This window comes from Palleronia aestuarii, from assembly GCF_003253995.1.
Lineage (GTDB): Bacteria > Pseudomonadota > Alphaproteobacteria > Rhodobacterales > Rhodobacteraceae > Palleronia > Palleronia aestuarii.
In genome coordinates this window covers 47400-69098 of record NZ_QKZL01000016.1, presented here as the reverse complement: position 1 = coordinate 69098, position 21699 = coordinate 47400, and the positions used below count along the sequence as shown (strand labels likewise).

The window sequence follows — 21699 nt, the reverse complement described above, 5'->3', positions numbered from 1 at the left end:
TCAAGTGGACGCCTGCCGCATCGGCAATTCATTCTCCACCCTTGAGCGCCAACTTTCTGCGTATCGACGGAGCGCCTCGGGATCGGAGGGTTCGAGGGGCGAGGCGGGCGGCGGCGTCCATCCCGCGGCGAACAGAAGCGCACCGCCGACGGAGGTTCCCGTTGCCGAAACCGTCGCTTCGACTTCGCCCGGCCGCAGGGCCGACAGCATGTCGAGATAGTGGCGGTTCGACGCGAATGGTCCCTCGACGATCACCCGGCCGCGTGCGCCGATGAGCTCGAGACAGGTCTGAGTCATCAGGGCGAGGTAGTAGGACAGCGCCAGCATCCGCGCGGCCTCGCTCGGCGGATCGTGAGTGAAACCGCCGCGGCGCCCCGGGAACGGCCCGGTATTCCCGGAGATGGTCGGCAGAAGGTAGAGACCCGCCAGCACCGCCGCGCGGTCTGCCTCGCCGGGCTCGGCTTCCGACCCGTCCCGGATCATCTCGTATTCCCGCCCGCCCATGAAGCGCGCGGAGGGCACCGTGCCGCCACGCGCATCGACGTTGACGAGCGTATCGCGTGCGGGATCGAGCGCGTCGTCCGTCCCGCCCACGGCCATCGCCACGACCCAGGTTCCGGTCGAGACGACGGCGAAAGGTGCCTCCCGCGCAAGGAGATGGGGATAGAGCGAAGCGTTGCTGTCATGGATCCCGCAGGCGACCGGCGTATCGGGCGAAAGACCGGTTCGCCGTGCCACATCGGCCGTGATTGGGCCGAGGATGTCGGTCGACTTCCGCGCCGGCGCCAACCGGCCGTCGAGACCGAGACGACCGAGGATGGGGGACGGAGCAACCTCCCACGGGTTCCAGAGATCGGTATGGCACCCGAGCGACGTCACGTCCGAGGCGACCTCGCCTGTCAGGCGGAAGCCCCAGTATTGCGGATAGGTGACGACATGGCGGATCCGCGCGGCGAGACCGGGATCGGTGGCGAGCATGTAGTGGAACTGCGCGCCAAGATTGAGACCCTGCGGCAGCCGTGGACTGCCCGTCTCCGCGAAGGAAGGCCGCAGCGCGTCGTACTCCGCGGCCCACGCGTCGGGGCCGTCATGCTCGTAGTCGAGCATCGGCGCCGCGAGCCCGCCCTCTGCATCAAGGAGGACGCCAGAGGCGCCGTGTGTGGTGACGGATATGGCGTCGATGCCGTGCGCCGCGTGCATGTCCCTCAGTCCGTCGAGAAGGAAGGTCCAATGCCCCTCGAGATCGAAATGCGGCCATGGCGGACCCGGCAGGACCTTGTTCGGGCGGGTGGTCACGGCGATCTCGCTCAGCGTCCCGGCGTCGATCAACGCGAGCTTCGCGTTCGTCTTGCCGATGTCGATGACGGCGATCCGGGTATGGGTCATGGAAGGTGGAACACCTTCTCGAGGGCGCGCTCGTAGGGCGCGGCATCGGCCCGTGTCACCATGATGTCGGCCATGTGATACCACCAGCGGCGCATCACCGGATGGGTGGGCAGGTCGTCCATCCCGTGCCCCTCGCGCCGCCAAAGGACGGCGAAGAGGGTCGAGGTCTCCCGGTCGAGGTGGATGGAGTAGTCGCTCACGCCCGCCTCGCGGAGCAGGTCGGCAAGCTCGGGCCAGATTTCGTCGTGTCGCCGCCGGTATTCGTCCTCCTGCCCCGGGATCAGTTTCATCAGGAAGGCGATCTTCTCGCTCATGTGACCCTCCCGGTGCGCAACAGACGAACAAGCCGCGGCAGTGCGATGACGGCGATCAGGAGGCCGCCGATGAAGATCGACATGACGATGCCGGGCACGTTCAGAAGCCCCAGCCCGAAAGTCACGAGCCCGATCACCAGCGCGGCGATGACCACGCCCAGGATCGAACCGGAACCGCCCAGGATGGAAACACCGCCGAGGACGACCATCGTGACGATCTCGAGTTCCCAAGCAAAGGCGATGGAGGGCCGCGTGGAGCCGAGCCGCGCGGTCAGGCAGACGGCCGCGATCCCGGACATGAGACCCGTCAGCAGGAAGAGGATCATTTTCACCCGGGCCACGCGGATTCCGGTGAAGGTGGCCGCCGTCGGATTATTACCGATCGCGTAGATCTGTCGGCCGAAATTCGTGAAGTGGAGAAGCGTGCCGTAGAGAAGGGCGAAGAGGAGGAACAGCGTGAGCTCGAACGAGATCACCCAGAAGACGTAGCCGCGCCCGAGAAAGGCCAGTTCCGGCGGATAGCCGTTGAACGCCTGATCGCCCAGGACGATATAGCTGATCCCGCGGAAGAGGCTCATCGTCCCGATCGTCGCCACGATGGAGGGCAGACCCAGCCGGGTGACGAGCACGCCGTTCACCGCGCCGCAAAGAAGGCCGACGGAGAGGCCGATCGCCACGAGCCCGGGCGCGCCTACGCCCCATTGCAGCGCCCAGCCCATGGCGGTGGAGGCGAGCGCGATGATGCCCGCGACCGAAAGGTCGATCTCCCCCGAGATGATAAGGAGCGCCATCGCGAAGGCGATGAAGGCCTTCTCGGTAAAATTGAAGGTGGCGTCCGAGAGGTTCCAGGGATCGAGGAAATAGGGACTGGCCTGCGTGTTCGCGAGAAAGATCAGAACCCCGATGCCGAAAAGCAGCAGCTCCCATGACCGCAGGATCCGCGTCGGGCGGCTCGACAGGCGATCGGGAACGTGGCGGGGCCTCGTGCCCTCGGTCAGGCTCATGCCTTCGCCTCCTTCAGGATGATGCGTCCCGGCGTGCGGCGGCGATTGACGGCGACGGCCACGATGATCGCGGTGCCGGAGATCGCCATCTGCCAGAAGGGAGAGATGCCCGCGACGGGCAGCGCGTTCTTGATCGTGCCGAGGAAAAGCGCCCCCAGCACCGCGCCTGTCACCGTGCCGAGTCCGCCCGAGATGGCGATGCCGCCGATCACGCAGGCCGCGATGATATCGAGTTCGAACCCGCCCGCGACATCCGTGTAGGCCACCGCGTAGCGCGCCACCCAAAGATAGCCGCAAAGACCGGCAAGTCCGCCCGCGATCACGAAGGCCCAGAACCGCGTGCGGCCGACATCGATGCCGGTATAGACCGCGGCGCCCGGATTGCCGCCGACGGCGTAGAAGGCGCGGCCAAGGGATGTACGGTTCACGGCCACGGCAAAGGCCGCGATGGTGGCCAGAGCGATCCAGGACATGACCGGCAGGCCGAGGATGTCCGCACGGGGAAAGCCCTTGTAGGCCGCGCTCATCTCGTGACTGTTCACCCAGGCCCCGCCAGACACGAGGAAGACGAGCCCGCGGAAGATCGTGAGCGTGCCCAGCGTGACCACGATGGGCGGGATGTCTAGCTTCCAGACGAGAAGGCCGTTCAGCGCGCCGAGGACAAGCCCGATCCCCACCGCGACGAGGATCAGGAGCGGTACCGGCAGGCCCGGCATCGCGGCGTTCATCATCGCGGTGACCATGCCCGTCAGCGCAAGGTTCGACGCCTGGCTGAGATCGATGCAGCGCGTCAGGATCACCATAGTCTGTCCCAGCGCGAGGATGATCAGGATCGACGTGTCGTTGAAGATCCGCACGAGATTGCCGGGTGCGGCAAACCCGGAGAACCGCGTCTCCGCCAGGAAGACTAGCGCGAGCAGCGCGCCGAGAAGTATCGCTTCGCGCGATTTGAGAAACCGGGTCATGCGACCTCCGCGTAGCCCGCGGCGGCGCGGACGAGAATTTCGGGCGTCAGATCCTCGCGTTCGAACGCACCGGCGATCCGCCCATCGCGCAGAACGATGGCGCGGTCCGACATGCCGAGGATCTCGGGGATCTCGGAGCTGACCATGATGACGGCAAGGCCCTCGGCGGCAAGCTCCGCCATGAAGGCATGGACGGCGGCCTTGGAGCCCACGTCGATCCCTTTCGTGGGCTCGTCGAGGATGATGACCTTGGGCCGCGTCGCGAGCCACTTGGCGATCACCACCTTCTGCTGGTTGCCGCCCGAGAGATTGCCGACGTTTTGATCGAGCGCCGCGGCGCGCAGGTCGAGCCGTTCGGTGTATTCGCGGGCGAGGGCGAATTCCTCCGCCATGCGGATGAAGCCGTGCCGTGACGTCTGCGGAAGCGAGGGCAGGGTGACGTTCTGAAAGATCGGCAGCGCGGTTATCGCGCCCTGATGCCCGCGATCCTCGGGCACGTACACGATCCCCTGCGCGATCGCGTCGGCGGGTGAGCGGATTACTATTTCTTGCCCGTCCAACAGCACGCGGCCCGCGGAGGGACGGGTGACGCCGAAGAGCGCCTGCATGACCTCCGACCGGCCCGCCCCCACGAGGCCGTAGAAGCCCAGGATCTCACCGCGCCGGAGGGTGAAGTCGATCTCCGCGAATTCGGTCGGATGGCGATAGCCCTCGACACGCAGGATTTCGGGGCCAGGATCGAAGGTCCTGTCGGGAAAGATCGCGTCCATCGTTCGGCCCACCATCTTCTCGACGAGCTGGTCCTCGGTCACCTCCGTGATCCGCCCGGCATCCACCATCTCGCCGTCGCGGAAGACGGTGTAGCGGTCGGCGATGCGGAAGATTTCGTCGAACTTGTGGGATATGAAGAGGATCGCCTTGCCCTCCGCCTTCAGGCGCTCGACGAGATCGTAGAGCTCTTCGATCTCCGCCTGGCTGAGAGATGCGGTGGGCTCGTCCATGACGACGACGCGCGCCTCGACCGAGAGGGCGCGGGCGATGGCAACGAGGTGCTTGGAGGCGATGCCGAGCTCTTTCAGCGGCGTTTCGGGATCGAGCCGCGCGCCGATCCGCTCGAGGATCGCCTTCGCATCCACGCGGAGCCGGGCCCAGTCGATCAGGCCGAAGCGTCCGCGGGGCGCGTGACCGAGAAAGATGTTCTCCGCGACGGAGAGCTCGTCGAAGAGCACCGTCTCCTGGTGGATCGCCGTGATGCCGGCCGACTGCGCGGCGATGGCCGTGGGAAACCGCGTCTCCGCGCCGTCGACGCGGATCGTGCCGCCATCGGGCTGGTAGATGCCGGTAAGGATCTTCACGAGCGTCGATTTGCCCGCGCCGTTCTCCCCGACGAGTGCCGTGACCTCGCCCGGATAGAGCGACAGCGCCACGTCGTTAAGTGCGGTGACGCCGGGAAACGTCTTGGTGATCGCCTCGAGGCTCAGGACCTCGCGGCTCTCGGGGCTCGTATCCTTCAACTTGCGACCTCCCGGATGGGGCAGGGCCCGGCCCGCGAGGGGGCCGGGCGGCACGGATCAGAAGACGCTCGCGAACTCGTCGATGTTCGAGGCGTCGTAGGTGAAGGGCTCGCTCATCGCCGCCTCGTTGTTCTCGTCGAGCGTGGCGGTGCCGACCCGGCCCATCGAGAGTTCGGCGCCGGGCTCCGCCGTTGCCGCGTCGGTCGCAAGTTCGTAGGCGATGGTCGTGACCGCGTAGCCGAGATCGATCGGGTTCCAGATCGCGAAACTCTCCGACGCGCCGCTCTCGATCGCGCCCGCCATCTCCGACGGCAGGCCGAGGCCGGTGACGTTCACCTCGCCGACCTTGCCCGCGTCCTGCACCGCCTGCGCCGCGGCGACGATGCCCACGGAGGTCGGCGCGATGATCGCGTCGAGATCGGGATAGGATTGCAGCAGCCCCTGCGTCTCGCGGTAGGATTTGTCGGCGAGGTCGTCGCCGTAGACCGTCGCGACGAGCTCGATGTCGGGATAGGTGTCGGCCATGTATTCCTTCATCGCCGCGATCCAGACGTTCTGGTTCGTCGATGTGGAGGTGGCCGAGAGGACGGCGACCTTGCCCGCCTCGTCCGGCAGGTGGTCGGCCGCGAGCGTGATGATCGTCTCGCCGATGAGTTGGTCGGAGGAGGGGGCGAGGTGCATCTCCCGGCCCGCGGGCGCCACGCCGGAATCCCATGAGACGACCGTGATGCCCCGCTGCATCGCCCGCTCGAGCGCCGGGACGAGCGCGTCGGGATCGTTGGCGGAGATCGCGATGGCGTCCACGCGTTGCGCGATCAGCGAATTGACGACCTCGATCTGGCCCTCGGCGGTGGTGGTCGTGGGCCCGGTATAGATGATCTCGACATCGCCGAGTTCCTCGGCCGCCTCCTCCGCGCCGCGCGCGGCGGCCTCGAAGAAGCCGATCCCGAGGGCCTTGGCCACGAGGGCGATGCGGACGGTGTCCTGCGCCGTCGCGGCGCCGCCCATGAGGCTCGCCGACAGACCGGCGGCAAGGCCCGCGCCGATCGCGATACGTCTTGTGGTCGTCATCGTTTCCTCCCTGGAATGACAAGCGTTCAACCGGCCCTAGAGCGTTCCTCCGTCCGGGTGACCGGCGCGACGACGAGGTTCACCCCCGCCGCCTCGATCATGGCGGCGTCGGCCTCCTCCAGGCCGTCGTCGGTGATAAGCGTCTGGATCCGCTCCAGCGGACACAGGATCAGGCTGGAGCGGTCGCGGAACTTGGAGCTGTCGACCATCAGCACGACCTCGTCGGCCTGCCCGATGAGCTTCGTCTCCGCCTGGATGATGAGGGGGTCCTGCTCCATCACCCCGAGCCGCGAGACCCCCTTGGCCCCGAGGAACATCCGCCGTGCGGCGAAATTGCGGGTCACGTCGTTCTCGAAAGGCGACAGGACGATGTTCTGTTCGCGGTAGATCGTCCCCCCGGCCAGCATGACAGTGTTCTTCGACTGCTTCAGCAGGTGCTCGGCAATCGGGAACGAGTTGGTGAAGACGAGACAGCGGCGGTTGGCGAGCGGATGGACCATCTGGAACGTCGTCGTGCCGCCGTTGATGATGATTGCGTCGCCGTCGTCGCACATCTCCACCGCCGCCTGGGCGATGGCGCGCTTCTGGGCCACGTGGCGGGTGGCGTTCATCTCGAACGGACGGCCCGAGAGCCCCACGAATTGCGGCGGCGCCACCGCCTCCACGCCACCGCGCACACGGCGGACCTTTTTCTGCATGTGGAGTGCGGCGATGTCGCGGCGGACCGTCGCCTCGGAGGCATCGGTGAGTTCGACGAGTTCGGCCACGGTCGCGACCGGCCGGGCCTGAACGGCCGACAGGATGACGCGATGGCGCTCCGTCTCGATCATCGTGATCCTCCCTCTCGGCTCACCTTTTCCCGGCGGACCGGTCATTGTCAATCATCAACTTTCATCGAGCCGCAGTTCTGCGCCGCAGCATGATTAAAGGTGATCGAAATAGATTGACCTGAACGGCGAGCCGGCCGATTGTCCGCGCGACCGACACGTGCAAGGGGGGAATCGTCGTGCCCAAGGATAACGCAGGCCATCGCATCGCAAACTATTGGGACGCCTCGAAGGCCGGGGGGATGAGCGAGGCGGAGAAGCTGCTCTACCGCTCGAACCTTCTCGGCTCCGACAAGCGGGTGACGAATTACGGCGGCGGCAATACCTCGGCCAAGGTGATGGAGACCGATCCCCTGTCGGGCGGCGAGGTGGAGGTCCTCTGGGTCAAGGGCTCGGGCGGCGATATCGGTTCGATCGCGATGGACGGTTTCGCCACGCTCTACATGGAGAAGCTCGACGCGTTGAGAGGGCTCTACCGCGGCGTGGAGCACGAGGACGAAATGGTGGGGTACCTGCCGCACTGCACCTTCGACCTCAATCCGCGTGCGGCCTCCATCGACACGCCGCTCCACGCCTTCGTGCCGAAGCGCCATGTCGACCACGTCCATCCCGATGCCGTCATTGCCATCGCCGCGGCGGAGAACTCGAAGGCGCTCACGCAGGAAATCTACGGCGACGAGATCGGTTGGCTGCCCTGGAAGCGCCCCGGCTTCGAACTGGGCATGTGGCTTCGGGATTTCTGCGAGAAGAACCCGGACGCGAAGGGCGTCGTCCTCGAGAGCCACGGCCTCTTCACGTGGGCCGACGATGCGGAGGAGTGCTATGCGCTGACGCTCCGGATCATCAATCGCGCGATCGACTGGTTCGCGGAGAAGACCGATGGCGTGCCGGCCTTTGGCGGCGAAGCCGCGCCGACGCTGCCCGCCGAAGAGCGCCGGGCCGTCGCCGCCAAGCTCATGCCCGCGATCCGTGGCATGATCTCCGAAGGCAGTCACAAGGTCGGCCATTTCGACGATCAGGATGCGGTGCTCGAGTTCGTCTGCGCGAAGGACATGGAGACACTCGCGGCTCTCGGGACGTCCTGTCCCGACCATTTCCTCAGGACCAAGATCCGTCCGCTGGTGGTCGATTACGATCCCGCGAACCCGGACGTCGATGCGACGCTCGCGGCTTTGAAAGGCATGATCGAGAGCTACCGTGCCGATTACGCCGCGTATTACGAGCGGTGCAGACACGATGACAGCCCTGCCATGCGCGATCCAAACGCGGTGGTCTACCTCGTGCCGGGCGTCGGCATGATCACCTTCGCCAAGGACAAGGCCACGGCGCGGATCTCGGGCGAGTTCTACGTCAACGCGATCAACGTCATGCGCGGCGCGCACGCCGTCTCAACCTACCAGGGCCTGCCGGAGCAAGAGGCGTTCGACATCGAGTACTGGCTCCTCGAGGAAGCGAAGCTGCAACGGATGCCGGCGCCGAAGGCGCTCGCGGGCCGGGTGGCCATCGTCACCGGCGGCGCCGGCGGGATCGGCATGGCCACGGCGGAGGCGTATCTCGCGAAGGGTGCCTGCGTGGTGCTGGCCGATATCGACGCGGCCGCGCTGGATCAGGCGAGGGACGCCCTCGCTGGTCGCCACTCGACGGATGTCGTGCGCGGCGTGGTCATGGACGTCACCGACGAGGATGCGGTGGCGCGCGCCTATGCCGAGATGGCGGTAGAGTTCGGCGGGGTCGACATCGTTGTCTCGAATGCCGGGATCGCCTCTTCGGCCAAGGTCGAGGACACCACGCTCGATCTCTGGAACAGGAACATGTCGATCCTCTCGACGGGCTACTTCCTCGTCGCGCGGGAGGCCTTCGTGATGCTGAAGGCGCAGGGCATCGGCGGGGCGATCGTCTTCGTCGCCTCGAAGAACGGCCTCGCCGCCTCGCCGGGCGCGTCGGCCTACTGCACCGCGAAGGCGTCCGAAATCCATCTCGCGCGCTGCCTGGCGCTCGAAGGCGCGCCCGACGGCATCCGCGTGAACGTGGTCAATCCCGACGCGGTCCTCCAGGGCTCCAAGATCTGGTCCGGCGAATGGCTCGACCAGCGCGCCTCGACCTACGGTACCGACAAGGAGGGCCTCGAGGAGATGTACCGCGAGCGCTCGCTTCTCAAGCGCTCCGTCCTGCCGCAGGATATCGCGCGCGCCTGCTATTTCCTGGCCTCGGACGAGAGCTCGAAATCGACGGGCAACATCCTGAACGTGGATGCAGGCAACGTGCAGTCCTTCACGCGCTGAAGGACGAAGGGAGGACACCATGATTCACACGGACAAGATCGCCTCGGCCAACGAGGCGGCGGAGGCCGCCCTGCGCGCCGATTACGACGCGCTCGGGGTCCAGCTCGACCGGCGCGGCGTGGACATCGAAGGCGTGAAGGAGAAGGTCGCGGCCTACGGTATCGCCGTACCGTCCTGGGGCGTGGGCACGGGCGGCACGCGCTTCGCCCGCTTCCCGGGCGAGGGAGAGCCCACATCGGTCTTCGAAAAGCTCGACGATTGCGGCGTGATCCACCGGCTTACGGGCGCGACGCCTCGGGTCTCCCTGCACATCCCATGGGACGACGCCGATCCGGCAGACCTCATCGCGAAGGCGGAGGAGACGGGGCTCGGTTTCGACGCCATGAACTCGAACACCTTTCAGGACCACGCTGGCGATCCGCATTCCTACGAATACGGATCGCTCAGTCATACTAAGGCGCCGGTGCGCCGGCAGGCGGTGGAGCACAACCTCCGCTGCATCGAGATCGGATCGAAGATCGGCTCGAAGGCGCTTACGATCTGGGTGGGCGACGGGTCGAACTTCCCCGGACAATCGCATTTCACGCGGCAATTCGAGCGGTATCTCGACAGCGCCCGCGCGATCTATGCAGGGCTCCCGGAGGATTGGCGGCTCTTCACCGAGCACAAGGTCTTCGAGCCGGCCTTCTATTCCACGGTCGTGCAGGATTGGGGGACCAACTACCTGATCGCGACCGAGCTCGGCGAGCGCGCGCAATGTCTCGTCGATCTCGGTCACCACGCGCCCAATGTGAATATCGAGATGATCGTGGCGCGGCTGATCCAGTTCGGCAAGCTCGGCGGATTCCACTTCAACGACAGCAAGTACGGCGACGACGATCTCGACACGGCGGCTATCGATCCCTACCGCCTCTTCCTCGTCTTCAACGAACTGGTGGATGCCGCGGGCACGCCCGACTTCGATCCCGCCCACATGCTCGACCAGAGCCACAACGTCACCGACCCGATCGAAAGCCTTATGAACTCCGCGATGGAGGTACAGCGTGCCTATGCCCAGGCGCTGATCGTGGAGCGCGCGGCGCTCGAGGAGTATCAGGAGGAGAACGATCCGATGATGGCGTCGGAGACATTGAAGCGCGCCTTCCGCACCGACGTCACCCCGATCCTGCAGATGGCACGGCTCGAGAAGGGCTGCGCGATCGATCCGCTGTCGGTTTACCGCGCCTCGGGTTACCGGGCGCGGATCGCGGAGACGCGGCCGAAATCGGCCGGCGGCGGCGGCGGCATCGTCTGACCAATCCGCTTCAGCGAAGGCGGATGTCGGCCGGTCCAGACCGTTCGAGGACGAGACGCGCGTTCGGCAGGTCGTTCGCCTCGAGCTTCGCCATCGCCACGTCGGGAGGGAGGGAGGCCCAGCGTTCGGCGAGCCGCGCGCGCAGCACTTCGTAGGGCACGTCGAGGAACACCGTCAGATCGAATGTCTCACGCAGATCGGCCCAGCCCGGCAGATCGAGGAGGAGATAGTTCCCCTCCACGATCAGCAATCGCCGCTCGGGCCCGATCATCCGCGCACCGCCACGCGAGATCTCGAGCGCGCGGTCGAAGACCGGAACGATGACGGGCGCGTCGTCCCGCGCCAGACGCTCCAGCGTGATGCGGAACCCGTCGAGATCGAAGGTGTGCGGCGCGCCCTTCCGCGCCAGATCGCCCCGCGCGGCGAGGAGACCGTCGTCGAGATGGAAACCGTCCATCGGCAGGATCGCGCTCTGACCCGGATGGCTTTCCTCGAGCGCGGCGTGAAGCGCCTCGGCGAGCGTCGACTTGCCCGCGCCCGGTGGCCCCGCGATGGCGGCGAGACGGCGCGGGCCCGCCTCCGCCAGCGTGCGGAGCCGGGTCGTGAGCGTCGCGAGATCGTCTCCCGCCATCCGTTCAGCGCCCCGCGGCGCCGGGCAGCGCGGATTCCCGGCGCATCGCTTCCCGCGCCGCCTTGAGCTGCGAGGTGGTGTACGCATGGGCATGACGCGCGAGATCTTCACCGTCCTCCCAGGTGTTGCGCCAGATCCCGAGGATGCCCGTGAGCGGCTGGCCGACGACCTCGGAAGAGAAGGATTCGTAGGTGATCGGTCCTTCATAGCCCGCCCGGACGAGTGCGCGGAAAGTACCGGCGAGATCGACCGAGCCGCTGCCCATGTAGCCGCGGTGGGAATCTCCCGTATGGAAGTAGACGAGCTGCTCCGCGGTGTCGGTGATGGCCGTGAGCGGATCGTTCTCCTCGATATGCATGTGATAGACGTCGAGATGCACGCCGACATTCTCGCGCCCCACCATGTCGCAATACGCGCGGGCCTGCGCCGCGGTGTTGAGGATGTTGGTCTCGTAGCGGTTCACCACCTCCATGCAGAGCGTGACACCGTGTTTGGCCGCTTCCTCTGCGGCGCGCGCGACGATCTCGGCGGATTCGCGGATGCCGTCGGGCAGGGGTGGCTCCGAATGTTTGGTGAAGGCGCCGTAGAGAATGCCGGAGATATGGGTCGCTCCGACCGCGCCGGCGCTCTCGATCGTGCGCATCAATTGCGCCTCGCCGGCCTTCACCCGATCGGGGTCGCGGGAGGCGATGTCCGCTTCCGGCGGCAGGCCCAACGAGAGCGTGCAGGAGATCCCGGCCGCCTCGATCGCGCGGCGCGTCGCCTCGGGACGCAGAAGCTCGGTCTCGAAGGCCGGTATCTCGAGAAGCTCGAATCCGGTCTTCGCAGTCATCGAGATGGCCCGGTCCGCTTCCGCCTCGCTCCATCCGGCGACCCAGACATTGGCGTGCAATCCGAGTTTGTTCATGTCTCGCTCTCTTTCATCTTTACGGGTGTGGGGATTGGGTGTCGTCGAGGCGGTCGAGGGCGACGCTGGGCGGGATCAGCATCAGGCCGCCCGTTTCGTCCCCATCCGCCGCGAAACGGTCGAAACAGGCGCCGATCAGGGCCTCGACATTCTGGCGCAGCATGATGATCGGCAGGGGAAGGCAGGCGGCGAGCGGATCCCAGTCGAAGCAGGCGAGGTTCGGCCGGCCGATCCGCGACCCCTCCGCCTGCCAGAAGGACGCGAAGCCCTCGAAAGCGGTGATCGAATTGATGAGGAGTGCGGGGGGAAACGGCCCCGCGTCGAGCAGTTCCGACAGGGCGATGCAAGCGTCATCGGCCCGATAGCCGCACCGAAGGATACGTATATCGGCCCGGGCCCGCCCCGCCGCGTCGCAGGCGGCAAGAAAGCCCGCCACCCGTTCCTCCGTCGCGTATTCGCCTTCGCGCCCGCCAAGAAACACGACCGGACCTTCGCCATGCGCGAGGAGGCGGGCGGTCAGATGGTTCGCGCCATTGCGGTTGTCGCTCACCACGGAAAACGCCTCCGGACCCGGCAGGTCGACATTGACGCACCATATGCCGCTGGCCCGGCAGAGCCGATTGATCGCGGTCGGATCCTCAGTTCCCGCGAGGATCAGGATTTCGACTTCTTGAGCGACGAGGGTACGGGCGACCGCCTGTTCCGTCGCGAGGTCGCGCTGCGTACTGACGACGATGGGCACGAGATCGAGATCGCGCGCCCGCGCCTCGAAGCTCTCCGCGAGGCCCGCAAAGAAGCGGTTGCGGTGGTGCGGCACGATCATCCCGGCCAGCGCGGACCTGCGCGTCCTGAGCGCCTGAGCACGCGGGTTCGGCGCATAGCCGATCTCCGCCGCGGCGGTACGGACGCGATCGGCCGTGGTCCGGGTGATCCGGTACCGCTCCCACGTTCCATTCATGACGAGGCTCGCCGTCGATACGGAGGTACCGGCGCGCGCGGCGAGGTCGCGGATCGTCGTCCGTCCTCCACGTGATGCGCGCGGCTTTCCCATGCGTCCTCCATTGCCGTTCTCCTAGCGCGATCACGATTGACAGCACAAGCTAAAAGGATTTAGCAAACGTCGGACACCGGCATCACATCCTCGGAGGGGGCGTGAGAAAGAACGCCGGAAGATATTGCGAGACATCTCAGGGAGGACTTCATGCCGACATACTCGTTTGACAGGCGCGGGCTGATGGTCGCGGCGGCGATGGCTGCCGCCGGCTTTACGCTGCCCGCCGCGGCGCAGGACGACACCACCACCATCGGCGTGGTCGTGAAGATCGGCGGGATACCGTGGTTCAACGCGATGGAGGCGGGGATCACCGAGAAGGCCGAGGAACTCGGCGTGGAGGCCTTCATGGTGGGCCCGACCAGCGCCGATCCCGCGCTTCAGGTGCGCGCGGTGGAGGACCTGATCGCGCAGGGCGTCGACGTGATCGGCGTGGTGCCGAACGACGCCGACGTGCTCGAACCGGTGCTCGGCCGTGCGATGGAACAGGGCATCCACGTCATCACGCATGAATCCCCGGGCCAGAAGAACGTCGATTGGGATTTCGAGCTCGCCTCCGCCCAGGGCTTCGGGGAAGCCTATGGCGCCCGGCTTGCCGAGGAGATGGGCGGGACGGGTCAATACGCGGTCTTCGTGGGCGGGCTGTCTGTGCCGCTCCACAACGCCTGGGCCGATGCCGCGATCGCTTATATCGAGGAGAACCACCCCGATATGCAGCTCATCGGTGACCGCTACGGCGTGGCCGAGGACGTGGATGCCTCCCGTCGCACTGCCCTCGACCTGATGCGCGCGAACGAGGATCTCGGCGGCTTCCTGGCCTTCGGAAGCCAGGGGCCGATCGGCGCGGCGCGTGCGGTCCAGGAGCGGCGGCGCGGCGGCGAGATCGTCGTGCTGGGCCCGTTCTCCCCGGGGCAGGGACGGCAGCTCGTCCATGACGGGATCCTCACGGGCGGCTTCATGTGGAATCCGAAGCAGGCCGGAGAGGTCTTCGTGACGCTCGGGAACATGATCGCGAACGGCGAGGAGATCGAGGCGGGGATGGAAATCGAGGGGCTTGGAACGATCGAGCCCGATGTCGAGAACCGCACGATCATCGTCGACCAACTCGTCGAGATCAACGAAGACACCGTGGACGATCTCGCGGCACTGGGGCTCTGATCCCGGTGGCCGGTCCCGATGGGGCCGGCCCCTGGCGGTGCGGCTCCGGGAGGAGGGGAAGATGGACGACACGGCGCGGAGCGGGGACACGCTGCTCCTGAAGCTCGAACATGTCTCGAAGCGGTTCGGCGGGGTGCAGGCACTTGACGATGTCGCCTTCGAGGTTCACCCGGGCGAGGTCCTCTGCCTCGCGGGAGAGAACGGATCGGGCAAGTCGACGCTGATCAAGACGATCAGCGGCGTCCACCAGCCCGATCCGGGCGCGGTGATGGAATGGCGGGGCGAGACGCTCGGAAGCATGGATCCGGCATCCGCGCGGGGGATCGGCATTCAGGTGATCTGGCAGGATCTGGCCCTGTTCCCGCATATGAGCGTCGCCGAGAATATCGCCTTCGAGCGTAATCTGGGCGCGCGACCGACGGTCGTGGATTATGCGACCATGCGTCGGGAGGCGGACGCGATCCTGTCGCGCCTCGGTGTCGAGATCGACCTCGACGCGCCGGTGAGTTCCCTCTCCATCGCCCGGCGACAGCTCGTGGCCATCGCCCGCGCGCTCGTCGCCGACGCCGCCCTCATCTTCATGGACGAGCCCACCGCGTCGCTTTCCCGCGCGGAGACGGAGGCGCTCATCGACATCGTCCGGCGCCTGTCCTACGAGGGGATCGCCGTCGTCTTCGTGAGCCACCGGCTGGCCGAAGTGCTAGACATCTGCTCGCGTGTGACGGTGCTGCGCGACGGCAAGCTCGTCGGGACCTATCCCACAGAGGGGATGACACAGACGCGTCTTACAGAACTCATGACCGGGGCGACCTTCGACTACGAGACGCATACCTCACGGGCGACGGATGGCACCCCGATCCTCGAGACCGAACGGCTCGGACGCGCGGGCGAGTACGAGGACGTCTCGCTCAGCATCGCGCCCGGAGAGATCGTCGGGCTGACCGGGCGGCTCGGCTCGGGACGGACCGAGCTCGCGCTCTCGATCTTTGGGATGACGCCGCCCGACCGGGGGCGCATCCTTCTCGAAGGGCGTCCGCTGCGCCTGGGCTCGAACCGCGACGCGATCGACGCGGGCATCGCCTACGTCTCGGAGGACCGGCTCTCGCTGGGCCTCGTGCAGGACCAGCCCATCGAGGACAACGTGGTGGTGACCGTCCTCGACCGGCTGCTCGGATCCGCGGGGCTCCTGTCGCCCGCGCGGAAGGCGGAGGTCGCGGATGACTGGATCGCGCGCCTGAAGGTGAAGATCGGCCAACCCTCGGATGCCGTCTCGACCCTCTCAGGCGGCAACCAGCAACGGATCGTACTCGCGAAATGGCTGGCGACGCGGCCGAAGCTCCTGATCCTCGATTCCCCCACCGTCGGTGTCGACGTGGGCGCGCGGGCAGGCATCTTCGACATCGTGGACGGTCTCGCGCGGGAGGGAATGGCGATCCTCTTGATCTCCGACGAGACGCCGGAGGTCTATTTCAACGCGGACCGGGTGCTGCATATGCGCGACGGACGGATCGTCGAGACGTTCCGCCCCGACGCCATGGCGCTCGACGACATGGAGGCGGCCGTCCATGGCTAGACGACTTCCCATCGGCGGTACGGAGGCGTGGCTTCTCGCCGTGATCCTCCTGATCTGCGTGTGCCTATCGCTGACGACGGAGACGTTTCTTACCCTCGTCAACGCTTTCGACCTGCTGAACTATTCGGCAGTGAATCTGATCTTCGCCGCCGGCCTCCTCGTGGTCCTGATCGCGGGCGGGATCGACATCTCCTTCGCCGTGGGCGCTTCCGTGGTACAGTATCTCGTGGTGATCACGCTGATGCAGATCGGCGGCGGGAATTGGGCGGTTGGCATCTCGCTCGCGATTCTCTTCGGCGCCGCGCTCGGGGCGATAAACGCGGCGCTGATCTATCACTTCCGGATCATCTCCATCGTCGTGACGATCGCCACGTTCAACCTCTTCTTCGGCCTGCTGATGTTCTTCAGCGGGGGCGTCTCGCTCTACCTGTTGCCCGATTGGCTCTCCTCCCGCGTGATCCTTTTCGAACACGAGACATCCTTCGGCTGGGCGGAGATCACCTTACCCGTCGCCGTGATGGTGGCGGTCCTCGTCGCGACCTGGGCGCTCCTCAACCGGCTCAGCATCGGGCGGCAGCTCTTCGCGATGGGCGACAATCCCGAGGCCGCGCGGAGGCTCGGGATCAACATCGGCGCGATGCACTATCTCGCCTATTGCTGGCTCGGGGCCTGTGCCGGTATCGCGGGGCTCATGCAGGCGCATTATGCCCGGGAAGTCGTGCCGAACGCGCTCTATGGCCGCGAGCTCGAGGTGCTGGCCGCCGTGGTCCTCGGCGGAGCACGTCTCGGTGGCGGACGTGGTACGCTTCTGGGCGCCGTGCTGGGCCTCGCTTTGATCTCCATCACGCAGAACGGCCTGAACCTTCTCGGGATTTCGCCCTACGCGTTCCGCATGATCGTGGGGGCGATCATCCTCGTCGCGATCAGCATGTCGAGCGATACCTTCGCCGTGCTGCGCGAGAAGGTACGCCGTCATCGCGCAACCGGACGGGCGGAGGGAACGGCCTGATGAGCAACGTGCAACTCGACGCGACCCGGCGCTCCGGCGGTTGGACTGCCCTCCGGCCGAGCGGAGAATCGTTGGCCCTCCTTGCAGTGCTGGCCCTGCTCGTCGTTCTCTTCAGCGCGCTGACCGACCGGTTCCTGACCGGCGCGACCTTCGCGTCGATCGCGTTCCAGCTTCCCGAATTGGGGCTTCTGACGCTGGCGATGATGATCCCGCTCCTGTCGGGCGGGCTGAATCTTGCCGTCACCTTCTCGGCGAACCTCTCGGGGCTGGTGCTCGCCTGGACGCTGACCTGGCTCGGCGGGGCCGATGCGGGGCTTGGCGCGATGATCCTCGGGATGGCTCTGGCGATCCTCGCGGGCGCGGCGATCGGCTGGGTGCTCGGCATGGTGGTCGCCTATACGGGCGCGCATCCGATCCTGGCGTCCCTCGCCATGATGATCTTCCTGCGCGGCCTGGGTGAGTTTCTCACCCGTGGGGCCAGCATCTCGGGGTTTCCACCGGCGCTGATCGCGATCGGGCAGGGGACGTTTCTCGGAATCCCGGCGCCGCTCCTCGTGTTCCTGGGGGCGATCGGGGTCTGGGCGCTGATCCTGAACCGCACCCGGTTGGGATTCACGATCTACATGCTGGGATCGAACCCTGACGCGTCGCGCTATTCGGGGGTGAACACGCGCCGGGCGCTCGTCATGGTCTACCTACTCTCGAGCGTCATGTGCGCGGTCGCGGGGATCGTGATGGCGGCGCGCTTCAACTCCGTCCGGGTGGGTCATGGAGAAGCCTATCTCCTCATCACCGTCCTGGCCTGCTTCCTCGGCCGCGTCGATCCGTTCGGGGGATTCGGCCGCATCGCGCCGGTCGTCCTGGCGCTCGTCATTCTTCAGGTGATCGGCTCCGGCCTGAACCTCCTGGGCACCAATCAGCATCTCGCGACGGCGCTCTGGGGCGGAATTCTCATCGTCGTCATGGGGCTGCGCTATCTCTGGGGTCGCTATGGCCAGGCCCTCTTCCGATCCGTCTCGAGCTAGCCATCTTCCCCTCGATTGAATTGGGGCGGACCGGACTTGACCTCGTCACTTCTGTAATCCTTACCTTGCAGATGTAACGCGGGCGAAACGGGTTCGTCCGCTGGAGGGGTGTGATTGTGCCCCGAAGGGAGGGAAAGATGACGAAATCGCAGAGACATAGGGTCGTACTGGCGGGTCTCGGTTCCGCTCTGGCGCTCGCCGCCGGTGGTGTCGCGGCACAGGAAAGCTCCGGGCCGGAGCGTGCGGCCATCACGGTCGGCACGCTCGGCAACCCCTTCTTCCAGGTGGTGATCGCGGGGGCGACGGACCGGATCGAGGAAGCCAATCCCGACGCGCAGATCACCACCGTCGGGGCCGATTACGATCTGAACGAGCAATCCTCCCAGATCGACAGCTTCATCGCGGGCGGCGCGCAGCTCCTGATCCTGAACGCGGTGGACCAGCAGGCGGTCGGACCCGCCGTGGAACGGGCGAAGCAATCGGGCATGACGGTCGCCGCGGTGGACGTGTCGGCCGCCGGTGCCGATCTCACCGTGATGACGAACAACGTGCAGGCGGGCCGGATCACCTGCGAATACCTCGCCGAGCAGATCGGTGGCGAGGGGAACTTCATCATCATCAACGGTCCGCCGGTTTCCTCGATCACCGACCGCGTGCAGGGCTGCCACGAGGCGCTCGAAAATTACCCTGACATCGAGTTGCTGTCGGACAATCAGGACGGCCAGGCGAGCCGCGATGGCGGGTTCCAGGTGATGCAGAACCTCCTGACCCGCTTTAGCGAGATCGACGCGGTCTTCGGCGCGAACGATCCGACCGCGATCGGGGCGCAACTGGCCGCGCAGCAATTCGGACGCACGGAGATGGTGATCGGCGGCGTCGACGGCTCGCCCGATTTCGTGGATGCGATGAACCAGGACAGCACGCTTCTCGTCGCGTCCGCCTCGCAGGACCCCTACGGCATGGCGCGGCAGGCGGCCGACATGGGCATCCAGATGATGAACGGGGAGGAGGTCGGCGAGACTGAAGTCCTTCTCGACACGGAACTCGTCACGCAGGACAATGCCGCCGATTGGGATGCCTGGAGCACCGGGAACTGACCGGAGGGGCCGCTTTCGGGCGGCCCCGTACACGCTTCTGGAGGTTTTGCCATGGACGAGAGTTCGACGCCCCGCCTCGAGATGCGGGGTATCTCGAAGACGTTCGGCGCGATCCGAGCGCTTCGTGACGTGTCATTGAGCGTCCGCGGCGGCGAGGTGCACGCGCTGATGGGCGAGAACGGCGCCGGCAAGTCGACGCTTATGAAGATTCTCGCCGGCGCGCTGCGCGCCGATTCCGGCGGCGAGATCCGCATCCGCGGCGAGGTCGTGCAGATGTCCAACCCGCACGAGGCGCGCGACCGCGGGATTGCCGTGATATACCAGGAACTCGCGTTGTCGCCGAACCTGACCGTGGCGGAGAACATCTTCCTCGGCCGCGAACGCACGCGGTTCGGACTGCTCGATCGCGGGGCGCAGCGTCGCGCGGCGGCGCCCGTGCTCGAACGTCTCGGCGCAGATTTCACCGCCGGAACGCGGGTGATGGATTTGTCGCTCGGCCAGCGGCAGATGGTGGAGATCGCCCGCGCGCTCGAATCCGATGCCGACATCATCGTGATGGACGAGCCGACCACGGCGCTCAGCGAACGCGAGAGCGAGCAACTTTTTCGTCTCGTGGACCGGCTTCGCGACGAGGGGATCGCGATGATCTACATCAGCCACCGGATGGACGAGGTCTACCGCCTCTCCGATCGGTGCAGCGTGCTGCGCGACGGCGCCTATATCGGGACGCTCGAGCGCGAGGAACTCGACCCCGATCGCCTCGTCTCCATGATGGTCGGCCGCGAGGCGTCGAGCTTCTACGAAAAGGCGCACCGCCCGCCATCGGAGGCGCCGGCACTCCTCGAGGTGCGCGATCTGACTGACGGGGCCCGGGTCGGGCCCTGCAGCTTCGATCTGCGTGCGGGCGAGGTGCTGGGGGTCGCGGGGCTCGTGGGTTCCGGCCGGACGGAGCTCGCGCGGCTGATCTACGGCGCGGACCGCGCGACGGGGGGAAGCGTGCGGCTCGACGGCGAGCTTCTCGAGAACCGCGGGCCGCGTCGCTCTCTCGACAACGGCATCGCGTATCTGACGGAGGACCGCAAAGGGCTCGGGCTGTTCCTCGAAATGCCGGTGGCCGACAACGTCGCGATGAGCGTCCTGAGGGACCGTGCCTTCGCGGGCGGCGTCATGACGCCGGAGATCGCGGCGAAGATGGGACGTGACCATATCTCCTCGCTCGACATCCGCGGCGCGGGTGCGTCGACGCGGGTGGGCAATCTTTCGGGCGGGAACCAGCAGAAGGTTCTGCTTGCGCGGCTTCTCGAGGCGGCGCCGCGCGTCCTGATCCTCGACGAACCCACGCGAGGCGTCGATGTCGGGGCGAAATCCGAGATCTACGGCCTCATCGACCGTCTGACAGCCGACGGGCTGGCGGTCATCCTGATCTCCAGCGAGCTCGCGGAGGTGATCGGCACGTCGGACCGGATCCTCGTGATGCGGGAGGGTCGGATCGCGGGCGAGGTCGCCAATACGAGGGACTCCCCGGCCACGCAGGAGGCGATCATGTCGCTCTCCGCCGGCCCGCGGGAGAACAAGGGGGCCGCAAAGGCCCATGAGGAGGAGACAGCATGAGCGAGGCCACCACGGAGACCACGACCGATGCCGGTCCGGGCCGGCGGGAGCGGATGCGGGCGCTCCTGCGACTATCTGGGATGCTGCCGATCCTGATCCTGCTCTGCGTCGGGTTCGAGATCGCGTCGGGGCGGTTCCTGACCTTCAACAATCTCTCCATCGTCATGCAGCAGGCCTCCATCAACACGGTGCTGGCCGCGGGCATGACCTTCGTTATCCTCACGGGCGGGATCGACCTGTCGGTGGGATCGATCCTCGCGCTTTCGGCGGTGGTGGCGGTCGCGGTGACGGGCGATCCGGCCCTGGCCTGGCTCGCCATTCCGGCCGCGCTCGGCGCCGGGCTCGCCTGCGGGGCGGCGAACGGGGCGCTGATCGCGGGGCTGAAACTGCCGCCCTTCATCGTGACGCTCGGCGCGTTGACCGCGGTGCGCGGGGTCGCGCGGTTGACCGCGGACGATGCGACGGTCTTCAACTCGAACCTGCCCTTCGCCTGGATCGGCAACGGCACGCTCTTCGGTGTGCCGTGGCTCGTGGTGATCGCGCTAGCCGTCATCGTGCTGTCGTGGTTCATCCTCAGGCGCACGGTCCTCGGCACTTGGATCTATGCGGTGGGCGGCAATGCCGACGCGGCGGCGCTCGCCGGGATCAAGGTGCCGCTCGTCCTGATCTTCGTCTATTGTGTCTCGGGCCTGTTGTCGGGGCTCGGCGGGATCATGTCGGCCGCGCGCCTCTATGCCGCGAACGGGCTGCAGCTTGGGCAGGCCTACGAGCTCGACGCCATCGCCGCGGTCATCCTCGGAGGGACCAGCTTCGTGGGCGGGATCGGCTCGATCTGGGGAACGCTCGTCGGTGCGCTGATCATCGCGGTGCTAACGAACGGACTGATCCTGATGGGTGTCTCCGACATCTGGCAGTACATCATCAAGGGCGGTGTCATCATCCTTGCCGTCGCGATCGACCGCTTCCGAACCGCCTGAAGA

19 protein-coding genes are annotated in these 21699 nt (G+C 66.6%); 9 read left to right on the top strand and 10 right to left on the bottom strand.

The features are described from left to right. Genes LX81_RS15345 through LX81_RS15315 form a run of 7 tightly spaced genes read right to left on the bottom strand, consistent with a single transcriptional unit; the run spans nucleotide 1 to nucleotide 7084 of the window. The gene (locus tag LX81_RS15345) at nucleotides 1-1386 is read right to left on the bottom strand and encodes an FGGY-family carbohydrate kinase (RefSeq protein ID WP_111538202.1); all 1386 of its coding nucleotides are present in this window, start codon (nucleotides 1384-1386) and stop codon (nucleotides 1-3) included. Next, complete coding sequence (locus tag LX81_RS15340) at nucleotides 1383-1700, bottom strand: L-rhamnose mutarotase (RefSeq protein WP_111538201.1); 318 nt, start codon at nucleotides 1698-1700, stop codon at nucleotides 1383-1385. Before LX81_RS15340 ends, LX81_RS15345 begins: the two co-directional genes overlap by 4 nt. Next, nucleotides 1697-2704 carry an ABC transporter permease gene (locus LX81_RS15335; protein WP_111538200.1) on the bottom strand — a complete coding sequence of 336 codons (1008 nt, stop codon included), beginning with the start codon at nucleotides 2702-2704 and terminating at the stop codon, nucleotides 1697-1699. The genes LX81_RS15340 and LX81_RS15335 overlap by 4 nt, the downstream gene beginning before the upstream one ends. After that, on the bottom strand, nucleotides 2701-3669 hold the full coding sequence (locus LX81_RS15330) for an ABC transporter permease (protein WP_111538199.1): 969 nt from the start codon (nucleotides 3667-3669) through the stop codon (nucleotides 2701-2703). Before LX81_RS15330 ends, LX81_RS15335 begins: the two co-directional genes overlap by 4 nt. Further along, nucleotides 3666-5183, bottom strand: a complete 1518-nt coding sequence (locus tag LX81_RS15325; RefSeq protein WP_170133975.1) for a sugar ABC transporter ATP-binding protein — start codon at nucleotides 5181-5183, stop codon at nucleotides 3666-3668. The genes LX81_RS15330 and LX81_RS15325 overlap by 4 nt, the downstream gene beginning before the upstream one ends. Nucleotides 5184-5240: 57 nt before the next feature. Continuing rightward, nucleotides 5241-6254, bottom strand: coding sequence for a rhamnose ABC transporter substrate-binding protein (rhaS, locus tag LX81_RS15320; protein WP_111538198.1), 1014 nt, complete (start codon nucleotides 6252-6254; stop codon nucleotides 5241-5243). A gap of 26 nt (nucleotides 6255-6280) precedes the next feature. Next, the gene (locus tag LX81_RS15315; protein WP_111538197.1) at nucleotides 6281-7084 is read right to left on the bottom strand and encodes a DeoR/GlpR family DNA-binding transcription regulator; all 804 of its coding nucleotides are present in this window, start codon (nucleotides 7082-7084) and stop codon (nucleotides 6281-6283) included. A gap of 176 nt (nucleotides 7085-7260) precedes the next feature. Between LX81_RS15315 and LX81_RS15310 the strand changes: the two genes are divergently transcribed. Both LX81_RS15310 and rhaI read left to right on the top strand, forming a co-directional pair. Next, nucleotides 7261-9363 (top strand): bifunctional rhamnulose-1-phosphate aldolase/short-chain dehydrogenase, encoded by a 2103-nt coding sequence (locus tag LX81_RS15310; RefSeq protein WP_111538196.1) that lies wholly within the window; start codon nucleotides 7261-7263, stop codon nucleotides 9361-9363. Nucleotides 9364-9382: 19 nt separating this feature from the next. Beyond that, nucleotides 9383-10657, top strand: a complete 1275-nt coding sequence (gene rhaI / locus LX81_RS15305) for an L-rhamnose catabolism isomerase (protein ID WP_111538195.1) — start codon at nucleotides 9383-9385, stop codon at nucleotides 10655-10657. A 10-nt stretch (nucleotides 10658-10667) separates the two neighbouring features. On the opposite strand, the gene LX81_RS15300 is transcribed toward rhaI, so the two are convergent. Genes LX81_RS15300 through LX81_RS15290 form a run of 3 tightly spaced genes read right to left on the bottom strand, consistent with a single transcriptional unit; the run spans nucleotide 10668 to nucleotide 13246 of the window. Then, on the bottom strand, nucleotides 10668-11288 hold the full coding sequence (locus LX81_RS15300) for a nucleoside/nucleotide kinase family protein (RefSeq protein WP_111538194.1): 621 nt from the start codon (nucleotides 11286-11288) through the stop codon (nucleotides 10668-10670). 4 nt (nucleotides 11289-11292) lie between these two features. Next, complete coding sequence (locus LX81_RS15295) at nucleotides 11293-12195, bottom strand: sugar phosphate isomerase/epimerase family protein (protein ID WP_111538193.1); 903 nt, start codon at nucleotides 12193-12195, stop codon at nucleotides 11293-11295. A 19-nt stretch (nucleotides 12196-12214) separates the two neighbouring features. After that, nucleotides 12215-13246, bottom strand: coding sequence for a LacI family DNA-binding transcriptional regulator (locus LX81_RS15290; RefSeq protein ID WP_111538192.1), 1032 nt, complete (start codon nucleotides 13244-13246; stop codon nucleotides 12215-12217). Nucleotides 13247-13396: 150 nt separating this feature from the next. Here LX81_RS15290 and LX81_RS15285 point away from each other — a divergent pair, with 150 nt between their 5' ends. The 7 genes from LX81_RS15285 (at nucleotide 13397) to LX81_RS15255 (ending at nucleotide 21696) form a co-directional block, all read left to right on the top strand. Beyond that, complete coding sequence (locus LX81_RS15285) at nucleotides 13397-14404, top strand: substrate-binding domain-containing protein (RefSeq protein ID WP_234822634.1); 1008 nt, start codon at nucleotides 13397-13399, stop codon at nucleotides 14402-14404. Between the two features lie 61 nt (nucleotides 14405-14465). Next, nucleotides 14466-15977 carry a sugar ABC transporter ATP-binding protein gene (locus tag LX81_RS15280; protein ID WP_111538191.1) on the top strand — a complete coding sequence of 504 codons (1512 nt, stop codon included), beginning with the start codon at nucleotides 14466-14468 and terminating at the stop codon, nucleotides 15975-15977. Beyond that, nucleotides 15970-16986 (top strand): ABC transporter permease, encoded by a 1017-nt coding sequence (locus tag LX81_RS15275; protein ID WP_111538190.1) that lies wholly within the window; start codon nucleotides 15970-15972, stop codon nucleotides 16984-16986. The genes LX81_RS15280 and LX81_RS15275 overlap by 8 nt, the downstream gene beginning before the upstream one ends. After that, nucleotides 16986-18011, top strand: a complete 1026-nt coding sequence (locus tag LX81_RS15270; protein ID WP_111538189.1) for an ABC transporter permease — start codon at nucleotides 16986-16988, stop codon at nucleotides 18009-18011. The genes LX81_RS15275 and LX81_RS15270 overlap by 1 nt, the downstream gene beginning before the upstream one ends. A gap of 137 nt (nucleotides 18012-18148) precedes the next feature. Next, a complete protein-coding gene (locus tag LX81_RS15265) occupies nucleotides 18149-19108 on the top strand; it encodes an ABC transporter substrate-binding protein (protein WP_111538188.1) in 960 nt (319 codons plus the stop codon). Nucleotides 19109-19159: 51 nt separating this feature from the next. Then, nucleotides 19160-20719: a sugar ABC transporter ATP-binding protein gene (locus LX81_RS15260; protein WP_111538187.1), complete on the top strand. Its 1560-nt coding sequence runs from the start codon at nucleotides 19160-19162 to the stop codon at nucleotides 20717-20719. Beyond that, on the top strand, nucleotides 20716-21696 hold the full coding sequence (locus LX81_RS15255; RefSeq protein WP_111538186.1) for an ABC transporter permease subunit: 981 nt from the start codon (nucleotides 20716-20718) through the stop codon (nucleotides 21694-21696). Before LX81_RS15260 ends, LX81_RS15255 begins: the two co-directional genes overlap by 4 nt. The last annotated feature ends 3 nt before the right edge of the window (nucleotides 21697-21699 follow it).